This window comes from Pedococcus sp. P2_F6, from assembly GCF_056403675.1.
In genome coordinates, this window is sequence record NZ_JBFUEZ010000004.1 from 758,607 (window position 1) to 775,037 (window position 16,431).

Below are 16,431 nucleotides of genomic sequence, written 5' to 3' on the forward strand. Positions count from 1 at the left end.
TGCTTGACTCGAGGCCAAACAGGCGTGGGCGCGCTCGCTCACCGGCTGACGGACCACTGCCCCGTGGAGTGGTCCCGTTCTGCCAGGCCCCGGCCCGCGAACTCAGCCAGCCATCCCTCCATGGGGTACCACCCCCAACGGTCATGAAAGACGTTGGCGTTGCGCACGATCGAGTGCAGGTGCTGCACGGGCGGAGTGTGCGTCGGGTGGTGCTGGTGGTATGCCGCGGCGCCGCCGACCCAGAGCAGGTCACCCTGGGCTGCCGTCAGGCGTTGGCCGAAGTCGGTGTCCTCAGCGCCGTACCCGACGTAGGCCTCGTCGAAGCCGTCGAGGGCCAGCCAGTCGCGAGTGGACATGGCAAAGGACAGCGACCAGAAGAGGCGTGCGTCCTCGGCGACGAGCACGGCGTCGGGGGCCGGAGAGGGGCGTGCGGAATGCGGTTGAGCAGTGTCACCCAGTCCGGGAACGCGGTACTCAGATGGGTGGCCAACGGGCGGTAGGTAGCGCACTTCCCCGCAGGCGACCACGGGTGTTGCCCGGCACAGGGTCGACACCACACCGGCGTAACGCGCGACGGTGGTCGAGTCCGGGATGCAGTCGACGTCGAGGAAGATGAGCACCTCAGCGCCCTCGTGGATCGCCGCACGGGCTCCGGCGTTCCGGGCCGCGGCGAGGGGCAGCTCGGAGTCGACCGGCGCGACGTCCAGCACAACCACGTCAGGATGCTGCTCGCGGGCGACCGTGGCGATCTCGGGATCACCCATCGCCACGACAACGTAGAGGTCGGCGGTGCGGGTCTGACGGAGGAGTCCCCACGCCTGGCCGCGCAGGTGCTCGTGGCGCCCGTGCGCAATCGTGACGACGGCAGCCCTTGCCTCGGTCACGAGCTGACGCCTGCCCGGACTCCCACGTTGGGCAGGGCCGCCGCGGCGTCCCTCGCACCTCGCCCGGTGGACCAGCGTTCCCAACCGTCCCCACCCAGGCGAAGGGCACGCTCGAGCACGGCCGGCCAGTGCTCGGCCCTCGGCCAGGTGGGGCGTCCCACAGCGATCCCCCACTCGTCGAGCCGACGTGCAGTCGCCACCTGCTCGTCGAAGGGTCGCGCCTGGGCCACGACGACTGCCGGTCGACGGGCGGCGGCGACCTCGGCCACCGCGTTCTGCCCGGCATGGGTCACCACGACGTCGGCTCGCCGAAGGTCGTCCCAGAGCTGGTTCGTCGACGAGACCCCTGGCGCACGCTCGACCCAGGTCCATGAGGGAGTGGCTGCTCGCGCCGCCTCCAGCTCGGACCGCGTGGTGGTCCGGCCGCCAGCCCCCCAGAGCACGAGCACGGTCCTTCCTGCAGTGGCTCGGTGCGCGGGAGCCGGTGACGCAGCACCGAGGTGGTCGAACCTGGAAATGGCTCCCACGAAGTACGCCTTGTCGGTCCACCCGCGGGGCCAGTCGTGGTCGTGAGCACCCTGCGGCCACGGCGCCAGGAGGGCGTCGGCCGTGTCGTAGGCGAGCCGGTGTGCCCGGTCGCGCCTGCGTCCCGGCATGGCCACGACCACCGTCGGAATCCCACAGAGTCGCGCGAGCAACGCAATCTCCACCGAGACGTCGACCACGAGCGCCCGTGGCCGTTCGTGGTCGACCCAGGCCGTGAGCTGGGCCGACCGACGGGCCAGACCTTCATGTCCGCGGGGCACCCAGTGCAGGACGCCGTGCGCCGTCGCGTCGCAGTCCCGCGCGAGCTGCGCCGCGTCGGGGTCGTCGTCACGGGCCAGCTGGGTCCATCCCGAGGCCCAGCCGGTGGGAGCGGGGGAGGAGCTCAGGCCCCAGACCGGCTCGTCCATCTCGGCCGCGATGCTCAGCATCCGTGTGATGTGGCCGGCGCCCTGGTGGTGGGCGTAGTAGCCGATCACGCGGCCCTCCCCAGTCTCGTGGCGAGATCGAGGTAGTGAGCCAGGTATGCGTCGACCATGACGTCGAGGGAGCAGTGGGACACGGCGTGGTCACGGCAACCCTGACGATCCATGGCGCAGACGCGGTCGACCTCCGCGGCCGCTGCAGCGACGTCACCGGGCGCGACGAGGGCGCCGCACTCGTCGACGACGAACTCCGGCAGCCCGCCGCGGCGGAACCCGACGACGGGCGTGCCGCAGGCGAGGGACTCGGCGGCGACCAGTCCGTACGGTTCGTCCCACTCAGGCGTGACGACCATGGCCGCGCTCGACCCGACCAGGTCGTGCAGGGCGGCCGCGTCGAGGTGGCCCACGTACTCGGCACGCGGCCCGAGGAGCGGCTGCACCTCGGAGCGGAAGTACTCCGCGTTCCCGACAGGACCGGCGAGCCGGATCTTTCGGCCGCTGGCCGTGGCGACGCGAATCGCCTGGTGCGGCGCCTTCTCGGGGACGACCCGACCCACCCACACGAGGTCGTCGCCGCCGCGGCCCGGAGTCCACGCCGCTGTGTCCACGCCGTTGTGGACGACCTCGGCGTGGGCCACGTGCTCCCACTGGCGCGCGGTGTGGGTGCTGACCGCGACGAAGGTGCTGCGCGTCTGGTCCATCAGGGCAATGGTCGGCTCCAGCCACGGAGTCGGGGGTGTGTGCAACGTGGTGAGCATCGGCGCAGCGCAGGCTTGCGCGAGCGCCAGTGGGAGGAAGTGAAGGCTGTTGTTGTGGATGACGTCCACATCGAGACGATCCCTGAGCTCGAGCATCACCTGGAGGTAGGCGTGGTGCTCACGAAGCCACGGCTCGGGCGGCATCGAGGCATCGCTCCGGGCCACGTCACTCAGGTGGAAGGGTGCCACCGTCAGCTCCCGGGCATCCAGGGCCGGATCGCTTCCCGGGCCCGCGAACAGTGTCACGTCGACATCGCGTTCGCGCAGGCCCCGGACCAGGGCCCAGGTGAGCGACTCCAAGCCGCCGGCGAACGGCTGCCGAAGGGGGTGACGGGCCGCGGCGAGGATCACGACGTGCATGAGAGCCTGCGTTCCAGGACGTCCGCGTAGAGCTCCTCGTGGGAGCGGGCGAGGGACAGGCGTTCGGTTTGCCGTTGCGCCAGCTCAGCGCGCGGGGCGACCTCCCCGGTCAGCCAACGGGTGTGTGCGGTGCGCACCGCCTCGACGAGGGACGCGGCACGCCCGGGTCCGGACGCGGCATAGGTGAGGCACGGGTGCTGCTCGGCGTAGAACCCGCAGTCCGGGACCGCGACCCACGTGCCGAGGTCGTGACACGCCTCCAACCAGCCCGAGTGGGAGCCGAAGCGGTAGGGCAGCACCGAGACATCCAGACCGTGCAGGTAGCTCCACAGCTCGTGGTCGGAGAAGTAGTCGTGAACCTCGAGCTGGATCAGCCCGCGTTGACCCAGCGAGGTCAGGTGGTGGGCGAGCTCACCGTCATGGCGCTCGAACCCCGCTGTCATGACGTCGGTGTGGGCGTCGACGCGAAGCCGGGCACCCGGCATACCGGGGAGGGCGGCGACAAGCGCGTCGACGAGCGGCAGCGGGTCCATGTTGGCGCGCAGGCTCTTGACGTGCAGCCCGACCACGAAGTCGTCGCGGTCCGGACGGGGGCGACCCAGCCACTGGTCCGGGACCACGTGCGGGTGGGGGAGGACGATCGCCTCCCGTCCCCAACGACGGCGGATCACCGAGGCGGCCCCGTGCGTGAGGGTGATGACCGCATCGGCCGAGGACACCAGCACCCCCAGCTGGTCGTCGTGCAGTCCTGCCGTGCGGTGGTGCGGGTTGCGAAGGTCGTGCACGGTCAACACGAGCGGCTTGTCGTGCCGACGCAGGGTTCTGGTGAGGTCCTCGAGGTCCTCCGGCGCGATCGCGTCGAAGCCGAAATGGACGTGCATGACGTCGAAGTCGGCAGCGTGGCGGGTGACCCAGTCGGACCTGAGCATCTGCGGGGGCCACCACGGAGAGTCCGGCGACGGTCCCGATGGGGGGTCGGGCATGCGCACGACCGCGTCCTGGCCCGAGGCAGTCGGCGGGGAGAGGTGTCTGACGTAGACGTGGCCGGAGGGGATGGAGGCGACAACGATGCTCAAGGCTCACCTTTGGGAAGGGGCGTCGAGCGCGCCAGCGGCAAACCCGACGTGGGCAGCTGGCTCGTTGCTTGACCGGCTCTGGATGTTCTTGCCCAACATAACCCCTGTGGCCGTCAAGGGCGAGGTCCCGTCCGAAGAGGGACCAGTGGTCGTCCCGGCCAGCCGACACCGTTTCATCTGATGCTTCCGCGGGCAAGAATGGAAGTACGCCGTGGAGGCCCGCACCAACCGGTACCCGGCACCCACGACGGAGCATCCGCTCGCGCCCGGGTCAGATCATCCGGGTCCGGGCCCCACAAGGAGGCGAACATGAAGAGCACACACGAGTCCCGCGATCATGACCAGGACGAAGCACTGGTGGCAGACCGCCACGACCGAGCCGGCGATGCCGAGGGCGGGCGCGCGACCTATGTCGAGGACGGGCGTGCTGGCTATGACGAGAGGCGGGCTGCAGCCCAAGCCGAACGGTTCGGAGGCGTGAAGGTCGGCTCCGCCTTCTTCGGCTGGCTCACCGCCATGGGCATGGCGGTCGTCCTCACCGCGGTGCTGGCTGCCGCAGGTACGGCAGTCGGGCTGAGCACCGGGACCGACGCCACCGAGGCGGTCGACCAAGCATCCGCCGACGCGACGACGGTGGGCATCGTGGGTGCGATCGCCCTCGCCGTGATTCTCCTGGTGAGCTACTACTGCGGCGGATACGTCGCCGGTCGCATGGCGCGGTTCAACGGTGCCAAACAGGGTGTGGCCGTGTGGGTCTGGGCCCTGGTGGTCGCGGTGGTCGTGGCCATCGTCGGAGTCGCCGCGGGCAGCAAGTACGACGTGCTCGGTCAGCTCAACAGCTTCCCCCGGCTCCCGATCAGCACCTCGGACCTCAACACCGCCGGTGTCATCGCGCTCGTTCTCGCCGCTGTCACCAGCCTGGTGGGTGCCATCGCCGGGGGCGTCGCAGGGATGCGATTCCACCGGAGGGTCGACCGAGTCGACCTCGAGGCGTGACGGACGTCCGTTCGACGAGTCAAGGCGTCCGACTGGCAGCCTGTAGGGATGAGCGACTGGTTCCTCCCGCAGCGAGATCGCCCGTGGACTGCGGGAAACCTCGTGGTTCCACACGTGCACGGCGCCGAGTACTTCGCGCGCCTGATCCAGGTCGTGGGAGCCACGCTCGAAGGGGACCGGATCTTCTTCACGGACTGGCGAGGCGACGCCGACGAGCTGCTCGCTGAAGGCGGTCCGACCATCGGCGCCCTGTTGGTCGACGCCATGGGTCGGGGTGTCGAGGTCCGTTGCCTGCTGTGGCGCTCGCACAGCGACAACCTGCGCTTCAACGAGCAGGAGAACCGCCATCTCGGCGCGGTCATCAACGAGGCGGGTGGCGAAGCGCTCTTCGACGAGCGCGTGCGCCGTGGCGGGTCGCACCACCAGAAGCTGCTGGTAGTGCGGCGGCAGGGTCGCCCGCACGAGGACGTGGCTTTCGTCGGCGGGATCGACCTCTGCCACGGTCGGCGGGACGACGCCGAGCACCTCGGAGATCCGCAGGCGGCGCCGCTGGACGAACGCTACGGCCCGAACCCGCCCTGGCACGACGCCACCATGGAGATCCGCGGTCCGGCCGTCAGCCACGTCCTCGATGTCTTCTCCGAGCGCTGGGACGACCCCACACCGCTGGATCACCGCAACCCGTACCGCGCGCTGGTCAACATCGCGTCCCGGGTGCCGAGGCATCCAGAGCCCTTGCCGGAACGCTGGGACCCTCCACCAGCGCGCGGTCCCCACCTGGTGCAGATCCTGCGCACGTATCCCGCGAAGCGACCGCCGTTTCCCTTCGCCCCGCACGGGGAGAGAACGATCGCCAAGGCGTACGAACATGCCTTCGCCCGCGCGCAGCGGCTGGTCTACATCGAGGACCAGTACTTCTGGTCCGAGGCCGTGACGGGCACGCTCGCGGAGGCACTCCGCCGGGAACCCGCACTACAGGTCATCGCCGTGGTCCCGCGGTTCCCCGAAGAGGACAGCGCGATGAGCGGCACACCGATGCGCCGGGGCCAGCAGCTGGCGAGGGACCTGCTGCACGCGGCAGGCGGGGCACGTTTCGCCATGTACGACCTACAGAACGCCGCCGGCACACCGGTCTACGTCCACGCGAAGGTCTGCATCGTCGACGACGAGTGGATGACCTGCGGGTCCGACAACCTGAACCTGCGCTCCTGGACCCACGACTCCGAGGTCACCTGCGCCGTGGTCGACCCGGAAGGCCGCCTGCCGGGCGAGCTCCGCGCGACCCTGTGGGCTGAGCACCTCGGACTGCCGCCGGAGGACCCTCGACTCCTCGACCTGGATCACGCCACGGGCCTGTGGGCGGAGCGTGCCCAGGAGCCAGCCGCCCGCATCCGGCCCCACGCCCTCGCGCCGGTACGCCGCGCTGTCCGACTGTGGGCCGACCCGGCATACCGGATCCTGTTCGACCCCGATGGACGACCACGGGGCCTGCGCCGCACCGACACGTTCTGAGGTCCGGCCTCGGCGGGTGGTCGTCGGCGACCTGTCGGGTGCTACCCGCCCGCTGACCGGCCCGAACCCGAGGTGTGCCCGGTGAACAGCCGGCTCATCAGCCCGTCGGGATCGAGGGTGGTCAACATGGCGTCGCAGATCTGCCTGAGCTGCTCGACCTGGGCGGGTTCCAAGGCGTCGAAGACGTGACGGCGCACCGCCGTCACGTGCCCGGGTGCGGCCGCCACCACCTTCTCCCAGCCGGTCGGGGTGAGTCGGGCGTTGGTGGCCCTCTTGTCCTCGGGGCAGGGGAAGCGCTCGACGAGGTTGCGTTCCTCGAGTCGTCGGACGACGTGGGACAGGCGGGGGAGGGTGGCGTTGGTGCGCTGAGCGAGTGCGCTCATCCGCAGCGTGCGGTCCGGCGCCTCGGAGAGCATCGCGAGGACGAAGTAGTCGAAGTGGGTGAGCTGGGCGTCCCGCCGCAGCTGCGCGTCCAAGGCGCTCGGCAGGAGCTCCGTCACCGCGATGAGCCGCAGCCAGGCCGCCCGTTCGCCCTCGTCCAGCCATCTCGGTTCCATGGGTCCACGATAGCGAATACTTGAAGGAACAACTAAACGGTGTAGGGTGTTACTTGAAGCATCAACCAATCACCATCGACCCAGGAGCACCACATGGCACACCTCTCCATCATCGGTACCGGCAACATGGGCCAGGCGATCGCGGCCGTGGCCGGACGCGGCGGACACTCGGTCCAGCTGCTCGGCCAGGACGACGCCGCGACGCAGGTCACCGGCGACATCGTCGTACTGGCTGTTCCCTATCCGGCCGTGAGCAGCGTGATCGCCGAGCGCGGCGACAGCCTGGCCGGCAAGGTGGTCGTCGACATCACCAACCCGCTCAACTTCGAGACCTTCGACTCCCTTACGGTCCCCGCGGACAGCTCCGCCACCGCGGAGATCGCCGGCGCGCTGCCGCAGTCTCGCGTCGTCAAGGCGTTCAACACCACGTTCGCCGCCACGCTGGCGGCAGGCACGGTGGGTGAGCTCACCACCACCGTGCTGATCGCCGGCGACGATGCGGACGCGAAGTCGGCCCTGGCCGGCGTCGTCACCTCCGGTGGCCTCAAGGCCATCGACGCGGGGTCGCTGTCGCGGGCCACCGAGCTCGAGGCGATCGGCTTCCTGCAGATCACCCTGGCAGCCAACGAGAAGATCGCCTGGACCGGCGGCTTCGGCGTCGTCCCCGCCTGACGACCACGTCGAGTCGATCGGAGCAGCCGTGAGCATCTCTCAGACCCACTCCAGGGACGGGGAAGGCGCGACGGGCGCGTTCGGCGCTCCCGTCGTCGCGACCTACGGTGGGACCGAGCCGTCCGCGCCGCTTGTCGTGTTGCTGCACGGACGGGGATCCAGCGAGCGGGACATCCTGTCGCTGGCTCCGCACCTGCCCGACGGCCTGGCGTATGCCGCGGTGCGTGCCCCTATCGCCGAGGGTGGCGGCTTCGCGTGGTTCGCCAACCGCGGGATCGGTCGCCCCGTCGCGGAGTCCCTCGGGGCGACGATGCGCTGGTTCGCCCGCTGGCTCGACGAGGTGGCAGCCCCCGGGCGGCCGGTGTTCCTCGTCGGGTTCAGCGGCGGCGCTGCGTTTGCCGGCGGCCTGGTCCTTGCCGACCCCTCCCGGTACGCGGGGGCCGCGATCCTGTACGGCACGATGCCGTTCGACGGGGGGCTCCCGGTCGACACCGGCCGCTTGGCCAACCTCCCGATGTTCGTGGCCCAGGGCGATGCCGACCAGGTGATCCCTGGTGAGCTGCTCGAGCGCACCTGGACGTACCTGCTCACGGAGTCCGGCGCGCCCACGGTTGCCCGGCGAGACCCTGGCGGCCACGGGGTCACCGCCGCCACGCTGCACAGCCTGTCGGGCTGGATCGCCGACCGGGCTGACTTCGTTGCCCAGCACCAACCTGTCACGATCGGGCTGGCGCAGGAGGTCACGTGGCCCTCGGTGCCGGGTGGGGTGTTGCCGCATCGACGCGGATCGCGACCGCAGGTGTCGTGGGCCATCCCCCAACAGCAGCTGACGCAGAACGCACCAGCAGAGCTGCAGCAGCAGCTGTTCGAGCGGATCGGTGGTCTGACAGGTGTCTCGACCGCTGCGTCCCACATCTCGGTGCCCGGCGCTCGCGCCTTCCTCGTCGCCGCCGGGAGCGGACCTGAGGACGCGTTCCTCGTTCCCCAGGTGGGGGAGTTCGCTCACCTCCACCCGGGCTACGACGGCTCACTCCACCTTGCCCTGCCGGCACCACTGGCGGCCGACCTGGTCGCCCGAGGGTGGGGCCAGCCGCACCCATGGGCCGGGACCCGGCTCGCACCTGGCTTCGTCATGCTCTTCGGACCCCGCGACGCCGAAGAGCTCGACACCGTCGTGGCCATCACGACCGCGGCTCACGCGTTCGCAACTCAATCAACGTCCTGAAGCATCGAAACAGGAAACACGAATCCCCGTCATGTCGCCCGCTTCTCGACCAATGCCGAAGGGTTGGTCGGACGCCCTGAGACATGGACTGGGGTCCCGGTCGATCGCCGCAGGGAGCCAGCTGCACCGAGGGCTTGGTGAGGCCCTGAGGACGAGCGATGGTCACATCAGCGGAGAGCGTCGTCGTCGCCCGCCGGCCCGAAGAGGTGTTCCGATACGTCGCCGACCTTCAGAATGAACCGAGCTGGCACGTCGACATAGAGTCGGTTCCTCGAGAGACCGATCGGGTCCCTGTCGTTGGCAAGACCTACCCCCTGAAGTTCAAGCCCTTCTTGGGCAAGACTGACGGAACGTTTACGGCTCTCGAGGTCGAGCCAGGCACGCGGGTCGTGTATCGGGCCGACTTCGCTGGGTGCGGCCGCGGATCACCTACACGGTCGAGGCGGCGGGCGATGGGTCGCGGTTCACTCGCACGGTGGAAATGCGCCCCGAGGGCCTGAAGGTGCTCGTGACGCCGATGATGGCGTTCATGGTTCCGAGGCGGAACAAGGTCTTCGTCGAGAACCTCCGCCGTGCGCTGGAATCCTGAGTCGCCGTAGCCCTCGTCGCCTCAGCCCTGACCACTTCGACAGCACCGGCGCAGGCCGCGTCCTCCAAGGGGTGCGTCAACGGCGGCTTCCGGTTGGTCAACCTCACGACCGGAGCCACCGTCGCTGCCGCCGGGGAGGACCGAGTCCGCACGACGATCCCGGCATCGCAGTTCGGGGCCACGTTCGCCGTCCGTGGCCGGTACACCCAGTTCGACGTCCGCAGCGCGGACTTCGCCGTCCTGAACCAGGCCTTCACTGGTGCGGCCAACGAGCTCGACCTCACCGGCGGACGTTTCACGCCCGTCTTCGCCAGCAAGGTGCCCAACCACCGCGGGCTCGTGCTGAGCAGCGCCATCTCCCTCGAGCTCGATGACGAGGACCTCGTGCTGCAACGCACGGGCACCGGCCTTTCGATGAAGATCCAGGCCAAGGACTGCGCACAGGGCGGGATCTTCCAGATGGAGCCCGAGCGAGGCGACGGCACAACCACCCGCATCACGCACACCTTGGCCGAGTCAACGGTTCCCGGGCTGACACCGTTCTACTTCGACAACCCGAACTTCCGGGCCCGGGTTGGTCAATTCCTCGGCTCGGGCTGCACCAGCGTCCAAACCGGACCGCCCGGGCAGTTCTGCGTCCAGGTGTCCACGCGCGTCAACATCGCCAACGACTTGTCGCCACGCTTCGTGGCTCGCGACAGCGCCCAGGTGGCGACCCGCGTGCCACAAGCGGCGTGCAACTCGTCCACCCCCGTCACGCCCAGCGTCCGCCACTGCGGCGGCATGTCCGCCTGGGACGTTGCCAGTGGTGGCCGCCTGGGCTTCGTCGCCGGTGAGGACGCAACCGAAGTCGCGAACCCCCCGACCAACTGCACCAACGACTGTCAAGCCCAGAACCAGGTGCGGGGCCGGCTCGCCGTCCTCGGCCACCCGTTCCCAGTGCCCTCCGGAAGTCGGCTGGTAGCAAGGACGGCCGCCGTCACCCCCTGATCGAACTCGCGACCCGATGGGCCCGTCCCGCCACGGTGGGACGGGCCCACTGCCGCGCGGGCGGGCTCGGTGTGATCTGCCACGGCTGGTCCCCGCCGGAGGCAGACCGTGCATCGTCGGTCGGCTAGCCCTGTACGCCCTCGCATCGGACCCATAGCATGGGTTTGCCTTCGCATCGACGCGCTGACTCCTGCTGGCTTGCCGCTCCGCATGCCGAGCAGCCTCCCACCGGCGTCGAGCCGGGGTCGGCGAGAAGGGATGCCTTCCATGTCGCACGACGCGAGAGCACTCCCTCCGGTGTCGCGGGTGCCCGGGTCAGGCCCGGACCCGGCTTCAGCTCCGGGGGCAGGGACGCATGGGCGCCAACAACCGCAGCCCGTCCACGACGCGGCCTTCGTGGAACGCAAGGGCCGCAAGTGCGCCTTCGCGCACCTCGCCGCTCTGAGTGCGGTGTGGCTGCTCCTGCTGCTCTATCTCGCGCTGCTCGACCAGGGCGCGCCCCAACAGAATCCAGCCTTGGTCTTCCTCGTGGTGGTGCTCGCCGTGCTGCTACTCATGACAATGCTGCGCTTCCTCGCCCTCGTCGTCAGCCGGCCGTTCGCGGGCGAGCAGGCTGAGCTGGTCGGCAGTGGCCCGCCCGCCGCCGCGGTGCCCTCGGGGCCGGTCGGCATCATCAAGGGCACCCGGCCCGGGGACGACGGCCCAGCGCCCGAGCCCACCACGGTCGTCTGCTGCTCCGGGGGAGGCATCAAGTCCGCCTCGTTCTGCCTGGGGGCCCTTCAGCAACTGTCGCACCACCGGATCCTCCAGGGTGCGAGTCACCTCGTCGGCGTCAGCGGTGGCGGGTACATGGCCGCGGCGTTCAGCACGCTGGCGTGGCGGCGGAGGCGGGTTATCGGTGTCGAGGGCGTACGCCCGGCCGACAGCCCTAAGGACTGCGACGGCGATCCCGGTCCGTTCGCCAGCGGTTCCGATGAGCTCAACCGGCTGCGCCGGTCGACGAAGTACCTCGCCTCCTCACCGGAGGTACGGTTCGAGCTCATTGCCTCCCTGCTCCTGGGCATCATGTCCAACCTGGTTCTGCTGGGCTGCCTGAGCGTCGTGCTGGCGTGGCTGACGGCCACGTATGCCGTGAGCAGCGGGCTTCTCGTGGTTCCCGACGACGGTGACTGGGCGTGGAACCCTGGAGGCCACCAACCGCTTCCCCTGCTGGCGCTTCCGTCGCTGTTCCTGTTCGGGGTGGCCTTCGTGTGGTTCCTGCTCGCACGTCGGAATCCGGCCCCCTGGTCGGGGGAGGGGCGCAATGGCGAGCGCGCCCGCGCTGGCCCAGCAACGTTCTCCCAGCGCCGCAGCACCTGGGAGACCTCAGAGGGGTGGCAGTTCGCCGTCGGCAACCTCGGTGCCCGCGCGTCCCAGATGGCCCTGTTCTTCTTCCCGCTCTTCCCAGGGGTGCTGTGGTTGGCGTACCAGCTCGAGGGCCGGACGCAGAGCTGGACCGGCCCCGACCTCGGCACCTTCCAGGTCACCCTCGCGGGCCTGGTGACGACGTTGACCGCGTTTCTCGGCCTCCTGAACGCCGCGCGAACCGGTCTACGACAGGACGTCCTCAGCGCCGGACAGCAGGGTTTCCTCACCTGGTTCCGGCGTCAGGCGGCACCCGTGCTCGCCATCATCGTGTTCCTCGTCGGGCTGTACGGGTCGTTGGTCCTGTTCACCTTGCTCGCCCTTCGGGACTCCTGGATCCTCGGGACCCACGGCTGGGTGTTCGTGTTCGTCCCGCTTCTGATCGCCGTCCTCTTCAAGGTGAACGACACGTCGATCTTCCAGTTCTACCGCGACCGGCTGGACGCGGCATACCTCTCGTACCAACCGGATGGGGGGAAGCCGGAGCCCTTCACGACGCCCACCCTCGCGGAGGTGAACGCCGACGCGTCGCCCGGCGTCTGGCCGAAGCTCATGCTCCTGGGGACGGCAAACGTGCGCGACCCCGACCTGCTCCCGGCCGACCGCCACGGAACGCCCTTCGTCCTGTCCGACACGGTCGGGATCAGCGATCCGCGGCTACCCGGGGGGACCGCCCTGCTCGACGCGAAGGCGTACAGCTACGACCTGGACGTCAAGTGGAAGGCCCGGGCGTCCCGTCAGCTCACCGTGGCCATGGCGGTCGCGATGTCCGGGGCGGCCGTGGCCCCCATCGCGGGACGCGACGACAGGGTCCTGGGCCGCTACCGGCTGCTGCTGGCCCTGGCCAACATCCGCCTCGGTCTCTGGGTGCGGAACCCGTACTGGGTCGCCAACGACGCGCGACGACAGCGGGGCACCGAGGGACTGAGATGGGCTCGGTGGGTCCTTCGCGTGAACGACTACCTCGACAACTTCGCGCCGTCGCTGTTGTTCCACGAGGCCATCGGGCTGCCCCGGATCATCATGCCGTTCCTGTACGTCACGGACGGCGGCCACTACGACAACCTCGGTCTCGTGGAGGCCCTGCGCACGAAGCCGCGTCGCATCATCATGCTCGACGGATCGGGGGACCCGGAGGACGGCTTCCCCACTATGGCCAACGCCATCGCCACCGCACGGATGGACCAGCAGGTGGAGATCGCGTTCGACCCCCGCCGGTTGCGCCGAGGAGCTCGCCAGTACCCGCGGAGCGGGTGGACCGTCTGCACGGCGACCTATCCCGACGGGTCGACGTGCGACATCGTCTACATCAAGGCCTTGCTGCCGAAGGGTCAGCCCTGGGACCTGCAGAGCTACCGCACGCGCAACCCCGGCTTCCCGTCAACGACCATGGAGTACGAGCTCTTCGACGAGTTCACCTTCGAGGCGTACCGCGAGCTGGGGTGCAGCCTGGTGCGTCAGGCGATGACGGAGCTGGCGTGGTGCAAGGCGCCGACGAGCACCACGTGCCAGGACGAGTCACATGGATAGCTGCGGGACGAGGCGCCGCCACAGGCGCACTGCCACGCCCAGCCGGCGGCGGAGCGGTGGACCAGGGGGTGGTGGCCGCCGGTCCGACGGGTTCTGCTGCGTTTCACGACTTCCTCCGCTCAGGTTCCGAGGGATTTCCCGCGGCCGGACCTTCCGATCTCGACCCGGGACGTCAGCTGCGTCGCCCCAGGACCCTCGTTCGTCACCGTAGGTCGAGCGGGCCGGGGTCGGGATCCGTGTGTCCCCGGGAAGGTGGTGCGTGGAAGTGCCGATTCCGAGTCGGTGAAAACACGGTGTATCAGCGGAAAGGCGGTCGAGCGGAGTGCGGAAGAGGCTCAGTCGGGCTCACGTCGCCACGGCCACGGGAATCGGCATAGTCGCCCTGAAGATCGGCACCTCTCTGCCGCACCTTCGTGACGACGTCGCCCTGGTGTCCATCGCCTGGCTCGTCGTCATCGCGTTCGTCGTCGTGGGACTGGCGCTGTTCGCCGCGGGGCTTCCCCGCGTCAACGGCTGGGCCTGCCTCGCGGTCGCGGCGGCGACCATTCCCGGCGACCTCAATCACCCCGCATACCCCCAGGGACTGACGGTGGTCGGTTTCGTCCTCGAGCCGCTGTACCTGGCCGCCGCTGTCACCCTCGTGCTGCGATACCCCGAATCGAGGATGACGACGCAGGGTCGGGTGGTCGGCTGGGGCCTGGTGGTCTCGAGTGTCCTGCTGCGGGTGCCGCTGGTCTTCACCCGTGGCGCCCTTCCCAGCCCCCTGCACGCGTCCTTCGACCGACCGGTGCTCGCGCTGGACGCGTGGTGGCACGACTGGGTGTTCATCCGGGGCGCCTACGGCTGCACGACTCTGCTGTTGGGCTGGGCGGGCGTCCTGCTGGTGATGCGTGCGGCCGGCTCGCGTGGTGTCACCCGGCAGTCCCTCATGCCCCTCGCCGTCGTGGGCGCCATCTGCGCCACGGCCGCGGCCCTCGACCAGGTCGTGTGGATCCTCGGGACCCCCAGCGCGGCGTGGGCGCCGGTGGCGGTCGCGCGGAACCTCAGTGCGGCGACCATTCCGGTGGGGCTCCTCGCCGACCTGCTTCGCCGACGTGCCGCCGCCGCCGCGGTGACGTCGGAGATCCTCCGTGCGGCCGGCACGGGCGACCTGGCCCAGCTCGAGATAGCGCTGCGCCACGTGCTGCTCGACCCATCACTCACCGTCAGACCGGCCAGCGACGACGACAAAGCTCCCCTGTGGGGCGCCGACCCAGTCCCTTGGGCGACGGGGAGCGACAGGAGGGGGAGGGTGGCGCTGGCATCGGCGGACGGGACGGCTCTGGTGGTGGTGGGATACGACCGGCGCGCCGTCGGCGACCCTGTGCTGCTCCGCTCGGCTTTCTCGGCAGCCCAGCTCGGGATCGAGAACACGAGGCTCACCAGTGAGTTGCTTCAGCGGATGGCCGAGCTCCGGGCGTCCCGTGCCCGGATCGTGGAGGCTGGCATGGCGGAGCGACGCAGGGTGGAGCGCAACCTCCACGACGGCGCACAGCAGCAGTTCCTGGCGGTGATGGCGACGCTCGCGCAGTCCGACTTCGCGACCGAGGCGCAGATGCGCGACCTCGTCAGCGACGCACGGACCCGACTCACCGACGCCATGGCCGAGCTGCGCCAGCTCGCCCGCGGCATCCACCCGGCGGCGCTGAGCCAGGGCGGGCTCGGCGCCGCGCTGCCCTACCTGTGCCAGAGCGCCTCCGAGCGGGTCACCTTGCGGCTGGATCCGGTCCTGGCCGGGCGCCGGTTGGAGCCGGCAGTCGAGTCCGCGGTGTACTTCGTCGTGGCCGAGGCGCTCGCGAACATCACGCGGTATGCCGGGGCCACGACCGCGACGGTGACGGTCGTGGCCGAGGGGCCGTACCTGTCCGTCGAGATCGCAGACGACGGCAACGGCAAGGCACACTTCACCCCGGAGGGCGGGCTCATGGGCCTGCGGGACCGGGTGCACGCGCTGGGTGGCGAGGTCGTCCTGCACACCGACCCCTGCGCCGGTCATCCCCAATCCTGTGGCAGCCGGCTTCGGGTCGGCTTCCCCGTCACAGTCGGTCAGTCATCGTGAGCGCCCCGCCGGGACCACAGGACCTGTCGGACGCCGGGCAACACCTGCGGGTGATCCTCGTGGACGACTCGTCACTCTTCCGCCAGGGTCTGGCCGGGCTCCTCACCGCGGCGGGGATCGAGGTGGTGGGCCAAGTGGCCAGCGCGGAGCCTTTGCCGGCCCTCATCAAGGCGGCCCGTCCCGATGTCGTCGTGCTCGACGTGCGCATGCCGCCGACGCACACCGATGAGGGGATCGTCACGGCGCACGTCATCCGGCGGGACTGGCCGCACGTGGGGGTGCTGGTCCTCAGCACCTATGCCGAGGCGGAATGGGCACGTCGCCTCCTCCAGGACGGAGCAGCCGGTCTGGGCTACCTGCTCAAGGACCGGGTCAACGACGTGCCCACGCTGGTGGAGGGCATAGCCCGGGTTGCCGAAGGGGGCACCGCCGTAGACCCGAACATCGTCTCCGAGCTCCTCACGGGCAGCCATGGCCGGACCTCCGCCCTCAGCAGCCTGACGGACCGGGAGCTGGAGGTGCTCGGCCTGATGGCAGAGGGCATGTCCAACGCGGGGATCGGGCGGCAGCTGCATCTGTCACCGCGGACCGTCGAGGCCCACGTCGCCTCTGTCTTCGCCAAGCTTCCCCTGCACGGGCACGACACGACCCTCAACCGTCGTGTCCTGGCGGTGCTTGCCTACCTGCAGGCGCAACACAGCCGCCCGTGAGGGAGCCGGGCCCCGGCCCCGCTCGAGTCTGAACTCTTGCGTGTTTCCACGTAGGGACAGCGCGGGCAAACGCGGATCCGCGACGCCGTCCGTGCGCCAACA

Annotated in this window: 14 protein-coding genes and 1 pseudogene; 10 read left to right on the top strand and 5 right to left on the bottom strand. The window is 69.9% G+C overall.

All coding sequences use genetic code 11. The features are described from left to right. Nucleotides 1-38 precede the first annotated feature (38 nt). From AC1DWP_RS14930 to AC1DWP_RS14945, 4 genes are read right to left on the bottom strand one after another with little or no spacing between them, the layout of a single operon-like run. The gene (locus AC1DWP_RS14930; RefSeq protein WP_477615262.1) at nt 39-884 is read right to left on the bottom strand and encodes a glycosyltransferase family 2 protein; all 846 of its coding nucleotides are present in this window, start codon (nt 882-884) and stop codon (nt 39-41) included. Continuing rightward, nucleotides 881-1,906: a glycosyltransferase gene (locus tag AC1DWP_RS14935; protein ID WP_477615263.1), complete on the bottom strand. Its 1,026-nt coding sequence runs from the start codon at nt 1,904-1,906 to the stop codon at nt 881-883. The genes AC1DWP_RS14930 and AC1DWP_RS14935 overlap by 4 nt, the downstream gene beginning before the upstream one ends. Beyond that, on the bottom strand, nt 1,903-2,970 hold the full coding sequence (locus AC1DWP_RS14940; RefSeq protein WP_477615264.1) for a glycosyltransferase: 1,068 nt from the start codon (nt 2,968-2,970) through the stop codon (nt 1,903-1,905). The genes AC1DWP_RS14935 and AC1DWP_RS14940 overlap by 4 nt, the downstream gene beginning before the upstream one ends. After that, nucleotides 2,958-4,046 carry a glycosyltransferase gene (locus AC1DWP_RS14945; protein WP_477615265.1) on the bottom strand — a complete coding sequence of 363 codons (1,089 nt, stop codon included), beginning with the start codon at nt 4,044-4,046 and terminating at the stop codon, nt 2,958-2,960. The genes AC1DWP_RS14940 and AC1DWP_RS14945 overlap by 13 nt, the downstream gene beginning before the upstream one ends. Nucleotides 4,047-4,355: 309 nt before the next feature. Here AC1DWP_RS14945 and AC1DWP_RS14950 point away from each other — a divergent pair, with 309 nt between their 5' ends. Further along, nucleotides 4,356-5,042, top strand: coding sequence for a hypothetical protein (locus tag AC1DWP_RS14950; RefSeq protein WP_477615266.1), 687 nt, complete (start codon nt 4,356-4,358; stop codon nt 5,040-5,042). Nucleotides 5,043-5,090: 48 nt separating this feature from the next. Continuing rightward, nucleotides 5,091-6,554 (top strand): phospholipase D family protein, encoded by a 1,464-nt coding sequence (locus tag AC1DWP_RS14955; RefSeq protein WP_477615267.1) that lies wholly within the window; start codon nt 5,091-5,093, stop codon nt 6,552-6,554. A gap of 41 nt (nt 6,555-6,595) precedes the next feature. Here the strand turns inward: AC1DWP_RS14955 and AC1DWP_RS14960 are convergent, their stop codons facing one another. Then, nucleotides 6,596-7,111, bottom strand: coding sequence for a MarR family winged helix-turn-helix transcriptional regulator (locus AC1DWP_RS14960; RefSeq protein ID WP_477615268.1), 516 nt, complete (start codon nt 7,109-7,111; stop codon nt 6,596-6,598). 93 nt (nt 7,112-7,204) lie between these two features. Between AC1DWP_RS14960 and AC1DWP_RS14965 the strand changes: the two genes are divergently transcribed. The 8 genes and pseudogenes from AC1DWP_RS14965 (at nt 7,205) to AC1DWP_RS15000 (ending at nt 16,329) form a co-directional block, all read left to right on the top strand. Further along, nucleotides 7,205-7,783, top strand: a complete 579-nt coding sequence (locus tag AC1DWP_RS14965) for an NADPH-dependent F420 reductase (protein WP_477615269.1) — start codon at nt 7,205-7,207, stop codon at nt 7,781-7,783. A 28-nt stretch (nt 7,784-7,811) separates the two neighbouring features. Next, nucleotides 7,812-9,008, top strand: a complete 1,197-nt coding sequence (locus AC1DWP_RS14970; RefSeq protein WP_477615270.1) for a luciferase domain-containing protein — start codon at nt 7,812-7,814, stop codon at nt 9,006-9,008. A 158-nt stretch (nt 9,009-9,166) separates the two neighbouring features. Further along, nucleotides 9,167-9,373: pseudogene (locus tag AC1DWP_RS14975) on the top strand (SRPBCC family protein); the annotation flags it as partial. A 47-nt stretch (nt 9,374-9,420) separates the two neighbouring features. Further along, the gene (locus AC1DWP_RS14980) at nt 9,421-9,597 is read left to right on the top strand and encodes an SRPBCC family protein (protein WP_477615316.1); all 177 of its coding nucleotides are present in this window, start codon (nt 9,421-9,423) and stop codon (nt 9,595-9,597) included. Between the two features lie 93 nt (nt 9,598-9,690). Further along, nucleotides 9,691-10,587 carry a hypothetical protein gene (locus AC1DWP_RS14985; protein WP_477615271.1) on the top strand — a complete coding sequence of 299 codons (897 nt, stop codon included), beginning with the start codon at nt 9,691-9,693 and terminating at the stop codon, nt 10,585-10,587. 396 nt (nt 10,588-10,983) lie between these two features. Continuing rightward, nucleotides 10,984-13,521, top strand: a complete 2,538-nt coding sequence (locus AC1DWP_RS14990; RefSeq protein ID WP_477615272.1) for a hypothetical protein — start codon at nt 10,984-10,986, stop codon at nt 13,519-13,521. A 322-nt stretch (nt 13,522-13,843) separates the two neighbouring features. Further along, entirely contained in the window at nt 13,844-15,619 is a 1,776-nt protein-coding gene (locus AC1DWP_RS14995) for a sensor histidine kinase (RefSeq protein ID WP_477615273.1), read from the top strand. Continuing rightward, entirely contained in the window at nt 15,616-16,329 is a 714-nt protein-coding gene (locus AC1DWP_RS15000; RefSeq protein WP_477615274.1) for a response regulator transcription factor, read from the top strand. Before AC1DWP_RS14995 ends, AC1DWP_RS15000 begins: the two co-directional genes overlap by 4 nt. Nucleotides 16,330-16,431: the final 102 nt, after the last annotated feature.

Bases quoted from the DNA above. Each gene is read 5' to 3' on its own strand.
- AC1DWP_RS14965 (WP_477615269.1), top strand. From the start codon at position 7,205: ATGGCACACCTCTCCATCATCGGTACCGGCAACATGGGCCAGGCGATC.
- AC1DWP_RS14950 (WP_477615266.1), top strand. From the start codon at position 4,356: ATGAAGAGCACACACGAGTCCCGCGATCATGACCAGGACGAAGCACTG.
- AC1DWP_RS14955 (WP_477615267.1), top strand. From the start codon at position 5,091: ATGAGCGACTGGTTCCTCCCGCAGCGAGATCGCCCGTGGACTGCGGGA.
- AC1DWP_RS14960 (WP_477615268.1), bottom strand. From the start codon at position 7,111: ATGGAACCGAGATGGCTGGACGAGGGCGAACGGGCGGCCTGGCTGCGG.
- AC1DWP_RS14940 (WP_477615264.1), bottom strand. From the start codon at position 2,970: ATGCACGTCGTGATCCTCGCCGCGGCCCGTCACCCCCTTCGGCAGCCG.